Source organism: Rhizobium sp. LjRoot98, from assembly GCF_964252935.1.
Taxonomy (GTDB): domain Bacteria; phylum Pseudomonadota; class Alphaproteobacteria; order Rhizobiales; family Rhizobiaceae; genus Pararhizobium.
On the sequence record NZ_CAXUPW020000001.1, the window covers coordinates 1236128 to 1253672 of the forward strand.

A 17545-nucleotide genomic window follows, 5' to 3' on the forward strand; every position below is an offset into this window, starting at 1 on the left:
CCATCGTCCTCTTTGCCGCTACCGGCACGTCATAACTCAAATTGTCCCTGTGACATATCTTGTTGTTCACGGGAATTGACGCAAGCGCGCCTTATCAGTAAATACGAACTTATCCCGTGGTGATTTGGCCGGTCGGCTTGCAGCCACGTTAAACAAATAGCTAAAAAGGCCGGGTTTGAAACCGGCTTGCTTTTTCGCGGCCGGTTTTTTTTGTGTTGAAAGAGACGATCGATGAGCAAAAATTGGCGCCCCGCGACCCAGCTCGTTCACGGCGGCACGACCCGTTCAAACCATGGTGAAACCTCCGAAGCCATCTTCATGACGCAGGGCTTCGTCTACGAAACTTCCGAAGCCGCAGAAGCGCGCTTCAAGGGCGAGACGGACGGCTTCATCTATGCCCGTTACGGCAGCCCGACCAACGATATGTTCGAACAACGCATGTGCGCGCTGGAAGGTGCCGAGGATGCGCGCGCTACCGCGTCCGGCATGGCCGCTGTTTCGGCTGCGATCCTTTGCCAGCTGAAGGCCGGCGATCATATCGTTGCAGCCCGCGCCCTGTTCGGCTCCTGCCGCTGGGTAGTGGAAACGCTGGCGCCGAAATACGGCATCGAATTCACCCTGATCGACGGCCGTTTCCTTGAAAACTGGGAAAAGGCCGTCAGGCCGAACACCAAGGTGTTCTTCCTCGAAAGCCCGACCAATCCGACACTGGAAGTGGTCGATATTGCCGGAGTCGCCAAGATCGCCAATCAGATCGGCGCCAAGGTCATCGTCGACAACGTTTTTGCAACCCCGCTCCTGCAAAAGCCGCTGGAACTGGGCGCCCATATCGTCGTCTACTCCGCCACCAAGCATATCGACGGTCAGGGCCGTTGCCTCGGCGGCGTGATCCTTTCCGACAAGGAATGGATCAGCGAACACCTGCAGGATTATTTCCGCCACACAGGGCCTGCTCTGTCGCCGTTCAATGCCTGGACGCTGTTGAAGGGCATCGAAACCCTGCCGTTGCGTGTGCGCCAGCAGAGCGAGAATGCCGCGCGTCTCGCCGACTTCCTCGCCGAACAGAAGCAGGTCGCCAAGGTGATCTACCCCGGCCGCAAGGACCATCCGCAGGCCGATATCATCGCCCGGCAGATGAAGGGTGGCTCGACACTGGTCTGCTTCGAGCTGAAGGGCGGCAAGGAAGCTGCCTTTGCGCTGCAGAACGCGCTGGATGTCGTGCTGATCTCCAACAATCTCGGCGATAGCAAGAGCCTGATCACCCATCCGGCGACGACGACGCACAAGAACCTTTCGGACGAAGCCCGCGCCGAACTCGGCATTTCGCCCGGCACCGTGCGCTTCTCGGCCGGGATCGAGGACAGTGAGGATTTGATCGAGGATTTTGCCCGCGCGCTGAAGTCGGTCCAGGCCTGATTATTGAATTTTGTGAAACGCCCTTATCTCCGGATGCGGGCGTTTTTCTATGCCTGGCTCTCTCTTTTGAAACTCGCTCTGGCCAGCATGGTGCGCGACAGCGCCGTATAGAAACAGACGAGCGCGAAGATCACCGCGATCTCGGAAAACCATTGCGGGAACAGGCAGAAAGCCAGGAAGACAGCGATCGTTTCGGTCGCCTCGGCAAGTCCCGTGGTGAAATAGAGCGACTTGGCACCGCGCACCTCCGTCGAGAGACCGCGCCTTTCGGCCATGATCGAAAAAGCAAGGAAGCTGGCGCCGTTGACATAGAAAGACAGCAGCAGCAGCCCGCCGGCAATGCCATTCTCATAGGGATCGGCAAGGATGAAGGCGAACGGGATGAGACCGTAGAAGGCGAAATCGAGCACGATATCGAGAAAGCCGCCGAAATCGGTTTTTTGGGTCGATCGCGCGACGGCACCGTCGAGGCCGTCACAAATCCGGCTGATCCCGATCAGAATGAAAGCCCAGACGTAAGAATCCAGGACGATAGCGACCGCAGCCGCGAGACCGATCAGAAAGCCGGTGACGGTGACGGTGTTCGCCGTGATACCATGACCAGCCAAAGCGCTGCCAGCCCGCTCCAGCCAAGGGTCAATCCACCGCCTCACATGACCGTCGAGCATGCCGTACCCTATCCTTACAGTTTACCCTATGCGTTATTCTTGACGAAACCATCTTGCTGTAGAATATCGCCTATGGACTTGAAAAGGGTTTGCATATGTACCGCGCGCTGACACGCGACATCGAGGTGACCGTCGAGCCTTATTATCTGGAGGAGCAGTCCGATCCGGATGACAGCCGCTATGTCTGGGGTTACCGGATTCTGATCTCGAACCTGTCTGACGAAACGGTCCGGCTGATGACGCGCTATTGGCATATCACCGATGAAAACGGCCAGGTGGACGAGGTCAACGGACCCGGCGTCATCGGCGAGCAGCCGGTTCTGAACCCCGGCGATACCTACGAGTACTCGTCCGGCTGCCCGCTCGATACACCATCCGGCGTCATGTTCGGCCACTATTCGATGGAAAACACACACGGGGAGTCGTTCACTGTCGACATCCCCGCTTTCTCGCTGGATTCGCCCGGCCAGAACCGGACCTTGAATTAGAGCCGCAGTGTTTTTACTGCGGCTTCACTTCCGTCGCTTCAAACCGGTAGGTCGTCGAGCAGAACTCGCAGGTGACCGATACCAGCCCATCTTCTGCCGCGTGATCGATATCGTCCTGGCTGAGGCTTGCCAGAACATCCCGCAGTTTTTCACGCGAGCAGCTGCATTTGTCATAGACCGCTTGCGGCGGATAGACCTTGACGCCGCGCTCGTGGAACAGCCGGTAGAGCAGACGCTCGGTACCCACGGTCGGATCGGTCAGTTCGTCGGCATCGATGGTCTGGACCATGACGCTGGCTTCATCCCACAAATCATCGACCGCAAGAGCGCCGTTGCCGTCATCGCCGTCGCCACCGTGTAGATCCGCCTGACGCATACGATCCGGCGCCTCCGGCAGGAACTGCGCGACCATGCCACCAGCCCGCCAGCGATGGCGCGGCTTGCCGTTTTCATCACGGTCGAGCAATTCGGCAACGCCAAGGCGCACCTTGGTCGGGATCTGCTCCGACTGGCGGAAATAGACGCCGGCAATTTCCTCCAGCGAGGCTCCGTCGAGCGGTACGATGCCCTGATAGCGCTGCATATGCGCACCCTGATCGATCGTGAACGCCAGAACCCCCTCGCCCAGCAGATGCTGAGGCTGGGTCAGGCCGTTCTCTTCAGCAATCTTCAGAGCCTCTTCATCGTAGCGGGCATAGGCGCGCACCCGGTCCGGCGTCGCGAAATCGGCGACAACCAGATCGACTGGACCATTGCTCTTGGTCTGGATGATCAGCTTGCCTTCGAACTTCAGCGACGTGCCGAGCAGAACCGTCAAAACGACGGTCTCAGCGACGAGACGGGCGACCGGCAGCGGATAATCATGGCGCTCGAGGATCGCGTCCAGCATCGGGCCGAGCTGGACAGCACGGCCGCGCACATCAAGGCCCTCCACCTGAAACGGCACGACATGATCGTCACCGGCGTAATCGAACTGGCCAAGGCCCACGTTTGCTTCCGTCATCGCTCTAACTCCTAGCCTTCGAACGTCTGCCCGCCGTGAAGGCCGGGACGCTGTTCGATGCTTCTATTGATCCTGGGCAGGCCGGTTTTGTCCAGATCGCTCCTGAAATAACGGCCGTCGCTCTGCCGCCTCCAATCAGGACGGCGGCGCGGATGGATGGTTGCTTATGAATACGAACGACCGGCGAAGGCGGACACGCCACCTGCCGGTCATCAGCTTGATGCATAGATCGTGTGCCGCTGCCCGGTTTTCAATATGCCGGGCCAGACCGCTAGAGCGCGCCAAGGCACCAGGCAAGGACGGATTTTTGCGCGTGCAGGCGGTTCTCGGCTTCATCGAACACCACCGACTGCTTGCCATCGATGACATCATCCGTCACCTCCTCGCCACGATGGGCAGGCAGGCAGTGCATGAACAGCGCATCCTTATCGGCCTTCGCCATCAGCGCGGCGTTAACCTGGAAGGGCTGGAAGACGTTGTGGCCACGGGCGCGGTGTTCCTGGTTCATCGATACCCAGGTGTCGGTAACCACGCAATGGGCGCCATCCACGGCCTGATCGGCATCATGATAGAGCTTTATATCGCCACCATTGTTGCGCGCCCAGTTGAGGATCTTGTCGTCAGGCTCCGAACCGAGCGGCACAGCCATGTTCATCCGGTAGCCGAACTGCGCCGAGCCTTCGATGAAGGAGTGCAGCACGTTGTTGCCGTCGCCGGTCCAGGCAATCGTCTTGCCCTTTACCGGGCCTGCATGCTCCTCGAACGTCATGATATCGGCCATGATCTGGCAGGGATGCGTCGCATCCGTCAGTCCGTTGATCACCGGCACGGTGGCATGCTCGGCCAGCTCCAGCAGCCGATTGTGATCAGTGGTGCGGATCATGATCGCATCGACATAGCGCGAGAGAACCTTGGCGGTATCGCCGATGGTTTCGGCGCGACCGAGCTGCATTTCGGTGCCGGACAGGAACAACGTCTCGCCGCCAAGCTGGCGCATACCGACATCAAAGGACACGCGGGTGCGCGTCGAAGGCTTTTCGAAGATCATCGCCAGCATTTTGCCGGCCAGCGGCTTTTCAGCGGTGCCGGCCTTGGTGGCAGCTTTGCGAACGCGGGCGTCTTCGATGATCGACCGCAAGTCGGTTGTCGTCATGGCAGAAAGATCGAGAAAGTGTCTGGTACCGGCCATTCTATTCAAAGTCCTGTGTTTTTTCAGCGTGTCAGTGAAGCGTCGTTCAGGCCGATGCCTGTCGTCGCTCCGCTGTCAGCTGTTCGGCCGCGCGCTCGAGACGCGCCAGGCCTTCACGGGCTTCCTCGGCCGTCGTCACCAGCGGCGGCAGCAGGCGGATAACGTTTTCGCCCGCCGGTACCGCCAGCAGCCGTTCGGCACGGATGGCCTTCAGGAGATCGGCAGACGGCACCTTGGCCTTGATGCCGAGCATCAGGCCCTCGCCACGGATTTCCTCAATAATCTCGGGGAAACGATCGGCAAGTGAAGCAAGCCCCTGGCGGAAGACCAGCGAGACATCGCGGACGTGCTGGAGAAAATCATCGGCCATGATGACATCCATCACGGCATTACCGACAGCCATGGCCAGCGGATTGCCGCCATAGGTCGAACCATGGGTGCCGGCGACCATGCCGGAGGCTGCCTCTGCCGTGGCAAGGCAGGCGCCGAGCGGGAAGCCGCCGCCGATACCCTTGGCGACTGCCATGATATCCGGTGTCACGCCAGCCCATTCATGGGCAAACAGCTTGCCAGTGCGGCCAACGCCGGACTGGACCTCATCGAGGATGAGCAGCATGCCATACTCGTCACAGAGCGCACGCAGTTCCTGCAGGAATTCCTTCGAAACGGTGCGGATACCCCCCTCACCCTGGATCGGCTCGATCAGGATCGCAGCGGTCTCTTCGCTGATGGCAGCCTTCAGGGCGCCCATATCGCCAAACGGCACCTGATAGAAACCCGGCGCCTTCGGGCCGAAGCCTTCCAGGTACTTCGCCTGCCCACCGGCAGCGATGGTCGCCAGTGTGCGGCCGTGGAACGCGCCTTCAAAGGTAATGATGTGGAACTTTTCAGGCTGACCCTTGGCGAAATGATAGCGCCGCGCCGTCTTGATCGCGCATTCGAGCGCTTCCGCGCCGGAATTGGTGAAGAACACCTTGTCGGCGAAGGTCGCTTCGGTCAGGCGGCGGCTGAGGCTTTCCTGACCGGGGACTTCATAGAGATTTGACAGGTGCCAGACCTTGTCCGCCTGCTCCTTCAATGCCGATACAAGATGCGGATGTGCATGACCGAGCGAATTGACCGCCACACCGGCGGCGAAATCGAGATAACGGGTACCGTCCTCAGCAATCAGCCAGACGCCTTCGCCGCGCTCAAACCGCAAGGGTGCGCGTGCATATGTGTCATAAAGCGGCGTGGCATCGGCCATGGCGCATGTCTCCTCAAACCATCACGGCCATTGTATAAACGGCGCCGTCAACAAGGCTGTGACCAGCCCATAAAAAATCAAAATGCCGCCTTTCGGCGGCAATGGCACTATCTTCACTTCGCAATGCGATGTCAACAAAAGCCCATGATTTCCAGCAATTCGCGGATATACAGCGGCCGCAAATTTTTTAGCCGGATACCCTTGCAAAAATGCCACGCATCGCAAGCAAGTTGGGGAAAACTCGGAAATCGATTCGGTGGGATTCTCCGGACTCTTGTCAGGGAGTCCCACGGGCTCTACGTTAAGAAATAATTACTAGAACGCATGCGGCGGACCTAGTCACCAAAAGTGTTATCGCGTTTCAGCCTCGGGTTATACCCAGGGCTCGGTGGAGGATTCGACCATCACCAACGCTGGGAATGGAGACAAGACCATGAACTGGACTGACGAGCGGGTCGAAAAACTCAAGAAATTGTGGGCCGAAGGCTTGAGCGCAAGCCAGATCGCAGCACAGCTCGGCGGCGTCAGCCGTAATGCCGTCATCGGCAAGGTTCACCGTCTCTGCCTGCCCGGCCGCGCCAAGGCTGGTGGCAGCACGGCAACGGCCCGCGTCAAGCGCCCGGCACCTTCCGCCGCACCACGCGCACCGAACTATACCGCATCGCGCATCACCGCCACCCGCACAGTGACCCGCACCACCGGTGCGACCGTCATGAAGGAAGAGGTGGAAATCGACGTGATCGAGAATCTGGAGACAGCGCCGGCTGGCAACAACGTTGTTATTCCGATGTCTCGCCGTCTGGTCCTGACCGAGCTGACCGACCGTACCTGCAAGTGGCCGATCGGCGATCCGATGAAGGACGAGTTTCACTTCTGCGGCAACGATTCCCCGGACACCTCGCCTTACTGCACCTTCCACGCCAAGCTGGCTTACCAGCCGTCCGGCGAACGCCGCCGGGCACGCTAAGGCCGGATCGGCCGTGCGTTTCGTCAATCCCATCCCGTTTGTACGGGATATCAGCATCTCGAAAACCTTCTATTGCGAGATGCTGGGATTGGCGATCAGCCGGGACTTCGGCAATTTTGTCATGTTTGAAACGGGATTTGCCATCCATGACGGCAGATCCCTGGAAACGACGATCTGGGGACAGCCGTCAGCCATTTCCAGACCATACGGCCGCGAAAATATCCTGCTCTATTTCGAACATGATGATCTGGATGCGCTTTTCGGGCGCATCGGCAGCCTTGTAAACCTCATCCACCCCATCGAGACGCAGGCTTGGGGCCAGAGGGTTTTCCGCTTCTACGATCCGGATGGTCACGCCATCGAGATTGGAGAACCGCTCGGCAACGCCTGACGGTTCTTTCCTGTACGATTTCAGCTTTCCAGGGAATAGCCCGCGCCGCGCACTGTACGGATCACGTCCTGCATATTGGAAAAGTTCAATGCTTTGCGCAGGCGGCCGACATGAACGTCGACGGTGCGTTCATCGACATAGATATCGTGGCCCCAGACGCCATCCAGCAGCTGTGAACGCGAAAAGACGCGGCCCGGCGATGCCATGAAGAATTCCAAGAGACGGAACTCCGTCGGCCCGAGACGGACCTCGCGCGTCTTGCGGTGGACACGGTGGGTTTCGCGGTCGAGTTCGATATCGCCGCACTTCAGCAGCGTCGACAGCACTTCCGGCTTGGCACGGCGCAACATCGCCTTCACCCGCGCCATCAGTTCCGGCGTCGAGAACGGCTTGACGACGTAATCGTCGGCGCCCGTAGCCAGGCCGCGAACACGCTCACTCTCTTCGCCACGCGCTGTCAGCATGATGATCGGTAGCCGTTCGGTTTCCGGACGCTGGCGCAGCCGGCGGCACAGTTCGATCCCGGAAACACCCGGCAACATCCAATCGAGGATCAGGAGATCGGGCAGGCGCTCCTGCAGGCGCATTTCCGCCTCGTCGCCACGGTTGATGGTGTCGACTTCGAACCCTTCGGCCTCGAGATTGTATCGGAGGAGGACGCTCAGCGCCTCTTCGTCTTCAACAACGGCAATTCTTGGCAACATTCAGTTCTGCTCCTTGGCGTCCGGCCGGATGGCCGGAGGCATGCCGAGCGGCTCCAGCGGCCGCTCGCGCGATCATTGCGTAAGAATTTACTTACTTTCTCAGGCGATCAATTGCCGATCGCACCGACCGTATTGGCTGTGTCGTCCTTTGGACGTTCGCCAGCCGGCTGCGCGCCGGTCGCCATGTAGTAGATTGTTTCGGCGATATTGGTGGCATGGTCGCCGATACGCTCGATGTTCTTGGCGCAGAACAGAAGATGCGTGCACGGCGTGATGTTGCGCGGGTCTTCCATCATGTAGGTCAGGAGTTCGCGGAACAGCGACGTGTAGATCGCGTCGATCTCGTTGTCGCGCTCGCGGATACTGTTGGCCTTTTCCGGCGAACGGGAGGCATAGACATCGAGCACTTCCTTGAGCTGAACGAGCGCAAGCTCGGCCAGGTGCTCCAGACCACGGGCCAGTTGGCGCGGCAGGCTGGCGCTCGCGACCGCGATGACGCGCTTGGCGTTGTTCTTGCCGAGGTCACCGACCCGTTCAAGATCGGCGGCAATGCGGATCGATCCCATGATTTCGCGCAGGTCGGCAGCCATCGGCTGGCGTTTCGCGATGGTGACAATCGCCTTTTCGCCGATCTGGCGTTCGGCCTCGTCGAGAATGGCGTCGTCGGAAATGACCTTCTGGGCAAGCGCCAGGTCGGAATTGACCAAGGCGCGTACGGATTCGGCCACCATCTGTTCGGCCAGACCGCCCATCTCGGAGATGCGCCGGGTCAGGTACTTCAGATCTTCGTCGTAGACGGAAGCAATGTGCGTAGACATGATTGTTTTTCCTTGCGATCACAATCCGGGTTGGAAGACCACCACCCTGCCCTCATGACAGGGTGACAAGCTCAGTCCTCAGCCGAAGCGGCCCATGATGTAATCCTGGGTCCGTTGGTCATCCGGGTTGGTGAACATCTTGTCGGTGTCGTTTTCCTCGACGAGATTGCCGAGGTGGAACATCGCGGTCCGCTGCGACACGCGGGCTGCCTGCTGCATCGAGTGTGTGACAATGACGATCGTGTAGTTTGTCCGCAGCTCGTGGATCAGTTCCTCGACCTTGGCGGTCGCGATCGGGTCCAGGGCCGAGCACGGCTCGTCCATCAGGATGACTTCCGGGCTGACCGCAACGGCGCGGGCAATGCACAGGCGCTGCTGCTGACCACCGGAGAGGCCGGTGCCGGATTCATGCAAGCGGTCCTTCACTTCATTCCAGAGGCCGGCCTTCTGCAGGCTTGTCTCGACGATCTGATCGAGGTCTGCCTTGGTGCGGGCGAGGCCATGGATCTTCGGACCGTAGGTGACGTTCTCGTAGATCGACTTCGGGAACGGGTTCGGCTTCTGGAACACCATGCCGACACGGGCGCGAAGTTCGACGACGTCGATGCTCGGGTCGTAGATATCGCCGTCATCGAGGGTGATCTTGCCGGTGACGCGGCAGCTGTCGATCGTGTCGTTCATGCGGTTGAGCGTGCGCAGGAACGTCGACTTGCCGCAGCCCGACGGGCCGATCAGCGCGGTGACGGTGTTTTCGCGAACGTTGAGGTTTACATCGAAAAGCGCGCGCTTCTCGCCGTAATAAACCGAAACGTCCTTTCCGATCATCTTGAAGGGAACAGTGTTCATTTTCTGGTCCAGCGCCTTTTCAACTGCTGCTTCTGACATCATGTTCATGTTTCTACCTCACTACCAGCGCCGCTCAAAGCGACGCCGCAACAGGATTGCGCCAAGGTTCATGACGACGAGGAAGATCAAGAGGATCATGATCGCACCCGAAGTCCGTTCGACAAATGCACGTTCGGCTTCGTTGGCCCACATGTAGATCTGGACCGGCAGAGCAGTGGACGGGTCCATCGGCGAGCCCGGATAGTCGACGACGAAGGCCACCATACCGATCAGCAGCAGCGGCGCGGTTTCGCCGAGCGCATGTGCCAGACCGATGATCGTGCCTGTCAGGACGCCCGGCATGGCGAGCGGCAGGACGTGATGGAAGATCGTCTGCATCTTGGAAGCACCGAGCCCCAACGCTGCCGATCGGATCGACGGCGGAACCGCCTTCAGGGCTGCACGGGTGGCGATGATGATCGTTGGAAGCGTCATCAATGTCAGCACCAGACCACCGACGACGGCAGCCGAACGAGGCATGCCGGCGAAGTTGATGAAGATCGACAGGCCGAGCAGACCGTAGACGATGGACGGAACAGCCGCGAGGTTGTTGATGTTGACCTCGATCAGATCGGTGAGCCGGTTCTTCGGCGCGAACTCTTCGAGATAGATCGACGCCGCGACGCCGATCGGAAGGGCAAGCACAAGGACGATCAGCATCATGTAGAGCGAGCCGAGGGCGGCGACGCCGATACCCGACGCCTCAGGACGGCTCGATGCACCATAGGTGAACAGCCCGGTATTGAACTGCTTGGCCATTGCGCCGGTTTCGGACAGCTTCTTCATCCATTCGATCTGCTGATCCTTCACCTTGCGGTTGGCTTCAGCAACGGTCAGGTCGATCTGGCCCTTGTTGGCGCTATCGATATTGCCTTCCGCCAGAAGCGAAACAGTGGCGGTGGTACCGATGATCGCCGGATTGGCAACGACGAGATCGCGCAACTGTGTGCGGGCACTGGCCGAAACCATGTCCGTCGCCTGCTTGACGAGCGGCTTGTTGGCGGGATCGATGCCGAGGGCCTTTACCAGCGCGTCACGCACCAGCAGCGGATAATTCGCCGTCATCAACTTGGCGGGATTGGCGCCACGTTCGTTCTTCGGATCGATGATCTTTTCCGAAAACTCGATCGGCAGGGTAATCGCCGTCTGCTGGAAGGCCGTGTAGCCTTTGGAGACAACGGTCCACAACAGCACGAACAGAAAGAACAGGCCGATCAGGATAGCTGTCAGGCCGTAAGCCTTGAAGCGGCGTTCGGCAGCATAGCGCCTCTTGATGCCGATATCGCGTCTTGCCTGCGCCGGGCGCACAAAGGTGGACTGTACGGAGGATGTCATGTCGGTCATTCGTACTGTTCCCGATACTTGCGCACGATGTAGAGTGCATAGATGTTGAGGCAGAGCGTGATGGCAAACAGAGTGATGCCAAGAGCGAAAGCCACCAGCGTCTGCGGCGAGTTGAACTCAAGGTCGCCCGTCAGCTGATTGACGATCTTGACGGTGACCGTGGTCATCGCCTCGAACGGGTTGAGCTGCATGCGGGCGGCAACACCGGCAGCCAGCACCACGATCATTGTTTCACCGACAGCACGCGAGGCCGTCAGCAGCAGGGCGCCGACGATACCGGGCAGCGCCGCCGGCAGGATGACGCGCTTGATCGTCTCAGAGCGCGTCGCACCGAGGCCGAGCGAGCCGTCGCGCAGCGAGCGGGGGACCTGCGTGATGATGTCATCCGACAATGAGGACACGAACGGGATCAGCATGATGCCCATGACGAGACCGGCTGTCAGAACGCTCTGTGCCTGGATGAAATTGACATAGTTGCCAGTGACCAGGCCGTTCAGCTGGGCGGAGATATCGCGCAGGAAAGGCCCGACGGTCACCAGCGCGAAGAAGCCGTAGACGATAGTCGGGATACCGGCGAGAATTTCCAAGAGCGGCTTAGCGATGCCACGCACGACGGGCTTTGCATATTCCGCCATGTAAATGGCCGCGAACAGGCCGACCGGCACAGCAAACAACATGGCGACAAGAGCGATGTAGAGCGTGCCCGCGAGAAGCGGCAGAAGACCGAACTGGCCTTCCGTGCCACCGCTGCCGGCTGCCGAAAAGCGCGGGTCCCAGACCGTGCCGAAGAAGAACGCACTCGGGGACACCGACTGGAAGAACCGGATGGCCTCCGACAGCATGGAGCCGACGATACCGACCGTTGTCAGGATCGCGATCGAAGAGGCAACAAGGAGCGTGCCCAGCATGACGCGCTCGACGCGGTTTCTGGCCCGGAACGGCGCGCTGATACCGCGAATGGCGAAGACGGCCCCGGCAATAGCAATGATCAGCACGACTAGGCTCATTACCCACCGGCTGCCATCTCTGAGGGAATTATAGTGCTGCGCGGCTTCCACCATGTAGGGCTCGCCGGCATTTGCCATCGGCACACCCTTGGCGGCCAGCGCCTCCCGAAGGTTGCTGGAGCCGCTGGTGACGGCCGCAAGCTCATCGCTGCTCAGCCGCTTCAGGCCGTTGGCTACCTGCATAACCTGACCGAGCATCAGCTCGGTGGTCGCAGCGCCCTGGCTTTTCACCGTATCCGGCAAGGCGGAGCGCACGGAATTTTCAATGAAGAACGGGCTGGCAAGAAGCCATACGGCAAGAACGAACGCAGCCGGCAGGACCGCCCAGATGGCAACATAGACGCCATGATAACCAGGAAGCGAATGCAGGGCGGAAAGCTTGCCTTTGGAGCTGGCCATCGCGCGCGCGCGTCCGGCAAAATATGCCGCAAGGCCAACGATCAAAATGATCAAAAGAATAAGAGAAGTGCTCATCGATATGTCCCCCCGGCTTTTCACTCATTGAAAGCCGGCAAATCCGCATACTCGGGATGCCCGGCACGGCAAAGCTGCCGTGCCGGTTTTTGCACTAAATTAGAGCATGTTACCGTCGGTGAAGGCCTTGCGGTCGGCTTCGCGCTCGGCATCCGGAGCCGGAACGAGACCGTAGGCAGCCAGCGGGCTGTCCGGGCCGACCATCTGGTCGTCGAGGAAGAATTCAACATATTCCTTCAGGCCCGGGATAACGCCGAGGTGAGCCTTCTTGACGTAGAAGAACAGCGGGCGCGAAACCGGATATTCGCCCGAAGCGATCGTTGCGCCCGACGGGACAACGCCGCTGACGGTCGCGACCTTCAGCTTGTCAGCGTTGTTTTCATAGAAGGACAGGCCGAAAACGCCGATGCCGTTCTTGTTGGAAGCGATACGGGCGAGCGTTTCGGTGTAGTCGCCATCGATGTCGATCGCCAGACCGTCCTTACGGACGGCGATGCACTTCTTGGCAGCTTCCTTTTCGTCGGCGACGAGACCCTTGATGGCAACGTCAGCGCCAGCGTCCTTGCAGCCGTGAGCCAGCATCTTTTCGTCGAAGACTTCGCGCGTGCCGTGCTTTTCGCCCGGGATGTAAGCAGCGATTTCTACGTCCGGCAGGTCTTTGTTGACTTCCGACCACTTCTTGTAGGGATTGGCAACGAGCTTGCCGTCGATGACGAGCTCAGCGGCGAGCGCGAGGTAGAGGTCCTTCGGAACGAGCTTCAGATCGGCATTGCCGCTGTCCGTTGCGAAGACGATGCCGTCATAACCGATCTTGACTTCCTGGACTTCGGTAACGCCGGCTGCCTTGCAGGTTTCCAGCTCGCTGTCCTTGATCTGGCGCGATGCATTGGCGATGTCGATCGTGTCCGGGCCAACGCCCTTGCAGAATTCCTTGAGGCCCGCACCGGTGCCGCCGGATTCAACAACCGGGGTCTTGAAGTCAGGGAAGGTTTCGCCGAACGTTTCGGCAACGATCTTTGCATAAGGCAGAACGGTCGAGGAGCCGGCAACCTGGATCTGGTCGCGAGCAATGGCAACGCCTGCAAACGCGGCGGATGCAACCAGAGCTGCAACAGTAAGTTTCAAGGACTTCATCAGAATACTCCCGTAATGGGCTTGTGTGGGTGCGCTTTTCACCAGCGCTCGCTTTCGCCGTGTCGATCGGCCGGCCTAGTTAGCGCCCGATGCCCACACCTTTTATGTCAACTTGACGAAACATTTGTGACATATCAATCAATTGAAATAATTGACTATTTTCTAAAAATGACATTTTCGGAGACAGGTTTGTGTCAAAACCTCACGGTAAAGACCGTGCCCTTGCCGACTTCAGACTGAACCAGCAGCCTGGCGCGATGCCGGGTGAGGATATGCTTGACGATGGCAAGCCCGAGGCCCGTGCCTTTTTTCGACCGGCTGGCCTCGACATTCACCCGGTAGAATCGTTCGGTAATGCGCGGAACGTGCTCCGCGGGAATGCCCGGCCCGTGATCGCGAACGGAAACTTCTGCCGGAGCATCACCTCCACCGGAGAGCGTGACCTCGACCTTTTTGCCCTCCTGGCCGTATTTGCAGGCGTTTTCGATCAGGTTCTCAAAGACTTCCGTCAGCTCGTCACGGTCACCCTGCACGGTCACTGGCTCATCCGGCACGATCAGCGAAATTTCGACACCGACGTCTTCAGCAAGTGGTGCCAGAGCATCGCGGACATGACCAAGCAGCGGCCCCAGGCTGATCGCTTCATCCGGCGCGATATGGGACTTGAGTTCCAGCCGCGACAGGGACAGGAGATCATCGACCAGCCTGCTCATCCGCGTCGCCTGCTCGTGCATGATGCCGAGAAACTTTTCGTGTGCCTTCTGGTCGTTGCGCGCAGGCCCTTGCAAAGTCTCGATAAAACCGCGCAACGAGGCCAGCGGCGTTCTCAGTTCATGGCTGGCATTGGCGACGAAATCGGAGCGCATCCGGTCGATCCGACGCGCCTGGGAAATATCCCTGTAGGACAGGACATAAAGCCGCTTGTCGGCCCGCTGGCCAACCTCGGCCGGCGCGACCCGGACGATGTAGACCGCGTCGGATGGAAACCGCTCCGAATGTTCGATCTGGTTGACCTTGCCGGTGACGATGGTCTCGCGAACCATATCGAGGATGCCGGGCGAACGCACCCGTGCCGACAGGTCCGTGTTCGGCGGAATGGTGCCGAACGCCTTTTCCGCCGCCTGATTTTGTAAAAGCACTGTTTCATCGGGTGCGACCACCAAAATTGGCGTGTCGAGTGCATTGAAGCCCGTCGCGAGCATGTCGAGATCGGTTTCTTCCACCACGGACGGCACGGCAACCGGAATCGGCGGCTTGGTGTCTGCGGAACGATTGAACAGGACCGTCATCCAGACAAGCCAGAACAGCAGCACAGCTGCGGCATGAATGCCCGAAAAAACGAGACCTGCAGCGGCAGCAACGGACAGGCCGATGACCCATTTCTCCGACTTGGCGGTCTCTTTCAGTCGAACCCAGACGTTGTTTGTATCTTCCAAGATTTTCTCACGAGCACGGTGCAATTGACCGGTGATAGCGGAGGTTCATGACATGATTTTCACGGCATGCTTGAATTCGCAATGCAATTGTGGCCTCCTCCCATGAAATCGGCGACCGGCAGCAACAATATCCAGCGAGGGTACATCATGATGGACATGGAAAAAAACAAGCCGGTCGAACTCGTGATCAATGGCAAGGAGCGGGTTTTCGACATCGACAATCCGAAGCTGCCAGACTGGATCGACGACAAGGCGCTGGCTTCCGGCGACTACCCTTACGAAAAGAAATTCGACAGCGACGAATATGACGATCTTCTGGAAAAGCTGCAGATCGAGCTGGTGAAGGTCCAGTTCTGGCTGCAGGCGACCGGCAAGCGTGTTGTCGCCCTGTTCGAAGGGCGCGATGCGGCCGGCAAGGGCGGCTCCATCTATGCCATCCGGTCTTATATCAATCCCCGCTCCGCTCGCGTCGTTGCCCTGCCCAAACCCACCGAGACGGAACAGGGACAGTGGTATTATCAGCGCTATATCTCGCATTTTCCGACGGCCGGTGAATTCGTGATGTTCGACCGATCCTGGTACAACCGGGGCGGCGTTGAACCTGTCATGGGCTTCTGCACGCCAGAACAGCACAAGAAGTTCCTGAACCAGACGCCGCGGCTTGAAAAGCTGATCACCGGCGATGACATCCATTTCTTCAAGTTCTGGCTGGATATCGGCCGGGAAATGCAGTTGAAGCGGTTTCACGACCGCCGTCACGATCCGCTGAAAGTCTGGAAGCTCTCGCCGATGGACATTGCGGCGCTGACCAAGTGGGACGACTACACCGAGGCGCGCGACACGATGCTGCGGGAAACGCATACCGACCATGCGCCCTGGGTTGTCGTTCGCGCCAACGACAAGAAACGTGCGCATCTCAACCTGATCCGTCACCTTCTGAATTCGGCCGATTATGACGGCAAGGACGAGAAGGCGATCGGCAAGATCGATGACAAGATTCTCGGCTTCGGCCACGGCTTTGTGAAATAGCCGCAGCGCTTACCAAAAAGCTTATTGGCCGGGAAGGACCCGCACCGCATAGACGCTGACGCTGTTGCCGGCACCCGTGACATCGCTGTTGATCAGGATATGTCCAGGCGAACTCGGGGCAAGACTGCGATCGAATGTCACCTGGAACAGCATGTCGTTCTTTTCATCGTTCACCGTGAACCGGTGGCGGCCGCAATCGCCGAGCGAGGCAAAATCGCATTCGACAGAAAATTGCGTCTGCTTACCGGTATCCGCCTGAACGCTGAGGGCGACAGTCGATGTCTTGCCGGAAATCTGCTCAAGCACCGAAACAGGAATCTCGATCGACACATTGCCGTCGGCATCCGCCGTCGCCGAGGTGATACGAAGACGCTGGCCACGCTCGTCGCTGACGGGATCGGCAGCAGCACGGCTACTGGCCTTGACGTTGCTTGCATCAGCAGGTGTGAAGACCTCAACCCAATCGCCGGAAAAGCCCGCTTGCGCTCCAAGCGTCTTCAAACCGGCCGCGCCGTCGAAATCCTCCGATTGCACTGTCGAGGGCGGATTGGCGACACTGGTATCGCGCTCTGCCGCCGTTTTCAAAAGTCCGCTGGTTTCAACCCACCACGCCCCCATGACCACCGCTGCAACCAGCGTGGTGATGACCATGACGAAGGAGAGAAAACTGCCGCGCTTGCGCCGCCGGGGTTTTACTGCCGCCGCATCTGCCTTTGCGGCCTTGCCGCGCTTGCCGGCGGCCGGTTCCGTCAAGGGTGCCGTGTCCGCAGCACGCGCGCCGTCGCGGCGCTCCGGACGCAGGCCCGCAAGGCCACCATCCGCAACAGGACTACCGGTACGACCCGCATGCCGTTCGGATGGCATGCGGATGTCGTGATCAAGCTCTGCCGAAGGAACCGGCGCGCTGCGGGTCTCAACCTGGATCGGCGGCGGCACGGATGCAGCGGCTTTCAGGCTGGCGCGCTCCTCCAATTCGATGGCGTGAATGACGCCTTCGAGCCGGTGGCGCTGCTGGGCAATCACCTCGGGATCGTGCACATCCTGCTTTCTAAGGCCGGCCTCCAGCGCGTTGCGCGCCGATTGATAGATGCGCGCACGCGTTTCGGAGTTCGCCCGCTCGGAGCGTTCCAACGCCTGTCTGATAGCAGTTTCCAGTCCGCTCACTCTTCGTCCTTCTTGGTGCAGGCATTCACGCCCTTGCAAAGCATACTGCGCGCATCGAAAGCCGAAGCGGCCGGATTGCTGTTACCCAAAAACCATGCACGACCGGCTACGGGCCTTACAATCAAATCCATCGTCATGGCCTGACATCCTTTTAGGAAACCCGGCACGCTTTTGAATATGTT

General features: G+C 59.4%; 18 protein-coding genes and 1 riboswitch. Of the genes, 5 read left to right on the plus strand and 13 right to left on the minus strand.

Going from position 1 to position 17545, the window contains the following annotated elements; all coding sequences use genetic code 11:
- The first annotated feature begins 106 nt into the window (after window positions 1–106).
- Window positions 107–185, plus strand: a riboswitch (SAM riboswitch).
- 46 nt (window positions 186–231) lie between these two features.
- Entirely contained in the window at window positions 232–1416 is a 1185-nt protein-coding gene (locus tag ACSQ3J_RS06090; RefSeq protein ID WP_060500616.1) for an O-succinylhomoserine sulfhydrylase, read from the plus strand.
- 47 nt (window positions 1417–1463) lie between these two features.
- Here ACSQ3J_RS06090 and ACSQ3J_RS06095 read toward each other — a convergent pair whose 3' ends face one another.
- A complete protein-coding gene (locus ACSQ3J_RS06095; protein WP_060500618.1) occupies window positions 1464–2084 on the minus strand; it encodes a CDP-alcohol phosphatidyltransferase family protein in 621 nt (206 codons plus the stop codon).
- 95 nt (window positions 2085–2179) lie between these two features.
- Here ACSQ3J_RS06095 and apaG point away from each other — a divergent pair, with 95 nt between their 5' ends.
- Complete coding sequence (gene apaG, locus ACSQ3J_RS06100; protein ID WP_436038886.1) at window positions 2180–2572, plus strand: Co2+/Mg2+ efflux protein ApaG; 393 nt, start codon at window positions 2180–2182, stop codon at window positions 2570–2572.
- A 13-nt stretch (window positions 2573–2585) separates the two neighbouring features.
- Here the strand turns inward: apaG and ACSQ3J_RS06105 are convergent, their stop codons facing one another.
- The 3 genes from ACSQ3J_RS06105 to ACSQ3J_RS06115 all read right to left on the minus strand — a co-directional run bounded on the left by ACSQ3J_RS06105 (window position 2586) and on the right by ACSQ3J_RS06115 (window position 6010).
- Window positions 2586–3575 (minus strand): Hsp33 family molecular chaperone, encoded by a 990-nt coding sequence (locus ACSQ3J_RS06105; protein WP_436038887.1) that lies wholly within the window; start codon window positions 3573–3575, stop codon window positions 2586–2588.
- A 271-nt stretch (window positions 3576–3846) separates the two neighbouring features.
- Window positions 3847–4764 (minus strand): ornithine carbamoyltransferase, encoded by a 918-nt coding sequence (gene argF, locus ACSQ3J_RS06110; RefSeq protein WP_060500626.1) that lies wholly within the window; start codon window positions 4762–4764, stop codon window positions 3847–3849.
- A gap of 46 nt (window positions 4765–4810) precedes the next feature.
- On the minus strand, window positions 4811–6010 hold the full coding sequence (locus tag ACSQ3J_RS06115; RefSeq protein WP_436038888.1) for an aspartate aminotransferase family protein: 1200 nt from the start codon (window positions 6008–6010) through the stop codon (window positions 4811–4813).
- Between the two features lie 433 nt (window positions 6011–6443).
- Here ACSQ3J_RS06115 and ACSQ3J_RS06120 point away from each other — a divergent pair, with 433 nt between their 5' ends.
- Both ACSQ3J_RS06120 and ACSQ3J_RS06125 read left to right on the plus strand, forming a co-directional pair.
- The gene (locus tag ACSQ3J_RS06120; RefSeq protein ID WP_436038889.1) at window positions 6444–6977 is read left to right on the plus strand and encodes a GcrA family cell cycle regulator; all 534 of its coding nucleotides are present in this window, start codon (window positions 6444–6446) and stop codon (window positions 6975–6977) included.
- 13 nt (window positions 6978–6990) lie between these two features.
- Window positions 6991–7368, plus strand: a complete 378-nt coding sequence (locus ACSQ3J_RS06125) for a VOC family protein (RefSeq protein ID WP_436038890.1) — start codon at window positions 6991–6993, stop codon at window positions 7366–7368.
- 20 nt (window positions 7369–7388) lie between these two features.
- Here the strand turns inward: ACSQ3J_RS06125 and phoB are convergent, their stop codons facing one another.
- The 7 genes from phoB to phoR form a co-directional block, all read right to left on the minus strand.
- The gene (gene phoB, locus ACSQ3J_RS06130) at window positions 7389–8072 is read right to left on the minus strand and encodes a phosphate regulon transcriptional regulator PhoB (protein ID WP_060500634.1); all 684 of its coding nucleotides are present in this window, start codon (window positions 8070–8072) and stop codon (window positions 7389–7391) included.
- A gap of 107 nt (window positions 8073–8179) precedes the next feature.
- The gene (phoU, locus tag ACSQ3J_RS06135) at window positions 8180–8890 is read right to left on the minus strand and encodes a phosphate signaling complex protein PhoU (protein ID WP_436038891.1); all 711 of its coding nucleotides are present in this window, start codon (window positions 8888–8890) and stop codon (window positions 8180–8182) included.
- A 78-nt stretch (window positions 8891–8968) separates the two neighbouring features.
- Window positions 8969–9784 (minus strand): phosphate ABC transporter ATP-binding protein PstB, encoded by an 816-nt coding sequence (pstB, locus tag ACSQ3J_RS06140; RefSeq protein ID WP_060500638.1) that lies wholly within the window; start codon window positions 9782–9784, stop codon window positions 8969–8971.
- A gap of 12 nt (window positions 9785–9796) precedes the next feature.
- Complete coding sequence (gene pstA, locus ACSQ3J_RS06145; protein ID WP_060500641.1) at window positions 9797–11119, minus strand: phosphate ABC transporter permease PstA; 1323 nt, start codon at window positions 11117–11119, stop codon at window positions 9797–9799.
- Window positions 11116–12600, minus strand: a complete 1485-nt coding sequence (gene pstC / locus ACSQ3J_RS06150; protein ID WP_060500643.1) for a phosphate ABC transporter permease subunit PstC — start codon at window positions 12598–12600, stop codon at window positions 11116–11118. Before pstC ends, pstA begins: the two co-directional genes overlap by 4 nt.
- Before the next feature lie 99 nt (window positions 12601–12699).
- On the minus strand, window positions 12700–13734 hold the full coding sequence (locus ACSQ3J_RS06155; RefSeq protein WP_060500645.1) for a substrate-binding domain-containing protein: 1035 nt from the start codon (window positions 13732–13734) through the stop codon (window positions 12700–12702).
- 194 nt (window positions 13735–13928) lie between these two features.
- Window positions 13929–15173: a phosphate regulon sensor histidine kinase PhoR gene (gene phoR, locus ACSQ3J_RS06160; protein ID WP_436038970.1), complete on the minus strand. Its 1245-nt coding sequence runs from the start codon at window positions 15171–15173 to the stop codon at window positions 13929–13931.
- A 147-nt stretch (window positions 15174–15320) separates the two neighbouring features.
- Between phoR and ppk2 the strand changes: the two genes are divergently transcribed.
- A complete protein-coding gene (gene ppk2 / locus ACSQ3J_RS06165; RefSeq protein WP_200954878.1) occupies window positions 15321–16199 on the plus strand; it encodes a polyphosphate kinase 2 in 879 nt (292 codons plus the stop codon).
- A 21-nt stretch (window positions 16200–16220) separates the two neighbouring features.
- Here ppk2 and ACSQ3J_RS06170 read toward each other — a convergent pair whose 3' ends face one another.
- Together ACSQ3J_RS06170 and ACSQ3J_RS06175 are read right to left on the minus strand one after the other, a co-directional pair.
- Window positions 16221–17363, minus strand: coding sequence for a hypothetical protein (locus ACSQ3J_RS06170; RefSeq protein ID WP_060500649.1), 1143 nt, complete (start codon window positions 17361–17363; stop codon window positions 16221–16223).
- Entirely contained in the window at window positions 17360–17500 is a 141-nt protein-coding gene (locus ACSQ3J_RS06175; RefSeq protein ID WP_156393805.1) for a hypothetical protein, read from the minus strand. Before ACSQ3J_RS06175 ends, ACSQ3J_RS06170 begins: the two co-directional genes overlap by 4 nt.
- Window positions 17501–17545 lie beyond the last annotated feature (45 nt).

Excerpts from the sequence above, each read along its gene's own strand:
- ACSQ3J_RS06090 (WP_060500616.1), top strand. The coding sequence starts at position 232 with ATGAGCAAAAATTGGCGCCCCGCGACCCAGCTCGTTCACGGCGGCACG.
- ACSQ3J_RS06095 (WP_060500618.1), bottom strand. The coding sequence starts at position 2,084 with ATGCTCGACGGTCATGTGAGGCGGTGGATTGACCCTTGGCTGGAGCGG.
- apaG (WP_436038886.1), top strand. The coding sequence starts at position 2,180 with ATGTACCGCGCGCTGACACGCGACATCGAGGTGACCGTCGAGCCTTAT.
- ACSQ3J_RS06105 (WP_436038887.1), bottom strand. The coding sequence starts at position 3,575 with ATGACGGAAGCAAACGTGGGCCTTGGCCAGTTCGATTACGCCGGTGAC.
- argF (WP_060500626.1), bottom strand. The coding sequence starts at position 4,764 with ATGGCCGGTACCAGACACTTTCTCGATCTTTCTGCCATGACGACAACC.
- ACSQ3J_RS06115 (WP_436038888.1), bottom strand. The coding sequence starts at position 6,010 with ATGGCCGATGCCACGCCGCTTTATGACACATATGCACGCGCACCCTTG.
- ACSQ3J_RS06120 (WP_436038889.1), top strand. The coding sequence starts at position 6,444 with ATGAACTGGACTGACGAGCGGGTCGAAAAACTCAAGAAATTGTGGGCC.
- phoB (WP_060500634.1), bottom strand. The coding sequence starts at position 8,072 with ATGTTGCCAAGAATTGCCGTTGTTGAAGACGAAGAGGCGCTGAGCGTC.
- phoU (WP_436038891.1), bottom strand. The coding sequence starts at position 8,890 with ATGTCTACGCACATTGCTTCCGTCTACGACGAAGATCTGAAGTACCTG.
- pstB (WP_060500638.1), bottom strand. The coding sequence starts at position 9,784 with ATGAACATGATGTCAGAAGCAGCAGTTGAAAAGGCGCTGGACCAGAAA.
- pstA (WP_060500641.1), bottom strand. The coding sequence starts at position 11,119 with ATGACCGACATGACATCCTCCGTACAGTCCACCTTTGTGCGCCCGGCG.
- pstC (WP_060500643.1), bottom strand. The coding sequence starts at position 12,600 with ATGAGCACTTCTCTTATTCTTTTGATCATTTTGATCGTTGGCCTTGCG.
- ACSQ3J_RS06155 (WP_060500645.1), bottom strand. The coding sequence starts at position 13,734 with ATGAAGTCCTTGAAACTTACTGTTGCAGCTCTGGTTGCATCCGCCGCG.
- ppk2 (WP_200954878.1), top strand. The coding sequence starts at position 15,321 with ATGGACATGGAAAAAAACAAGCCGGTCGAACTCGTGATCAATGGCAAG.
- ACSQ3J_RS06175 (WP_156393805.1), bottom strand. The coding sequence starts at position 17,500 with ATGACGATGGATTTGATTGTAAGGCCCGTAGCCGGTCGTGCATGGTTT.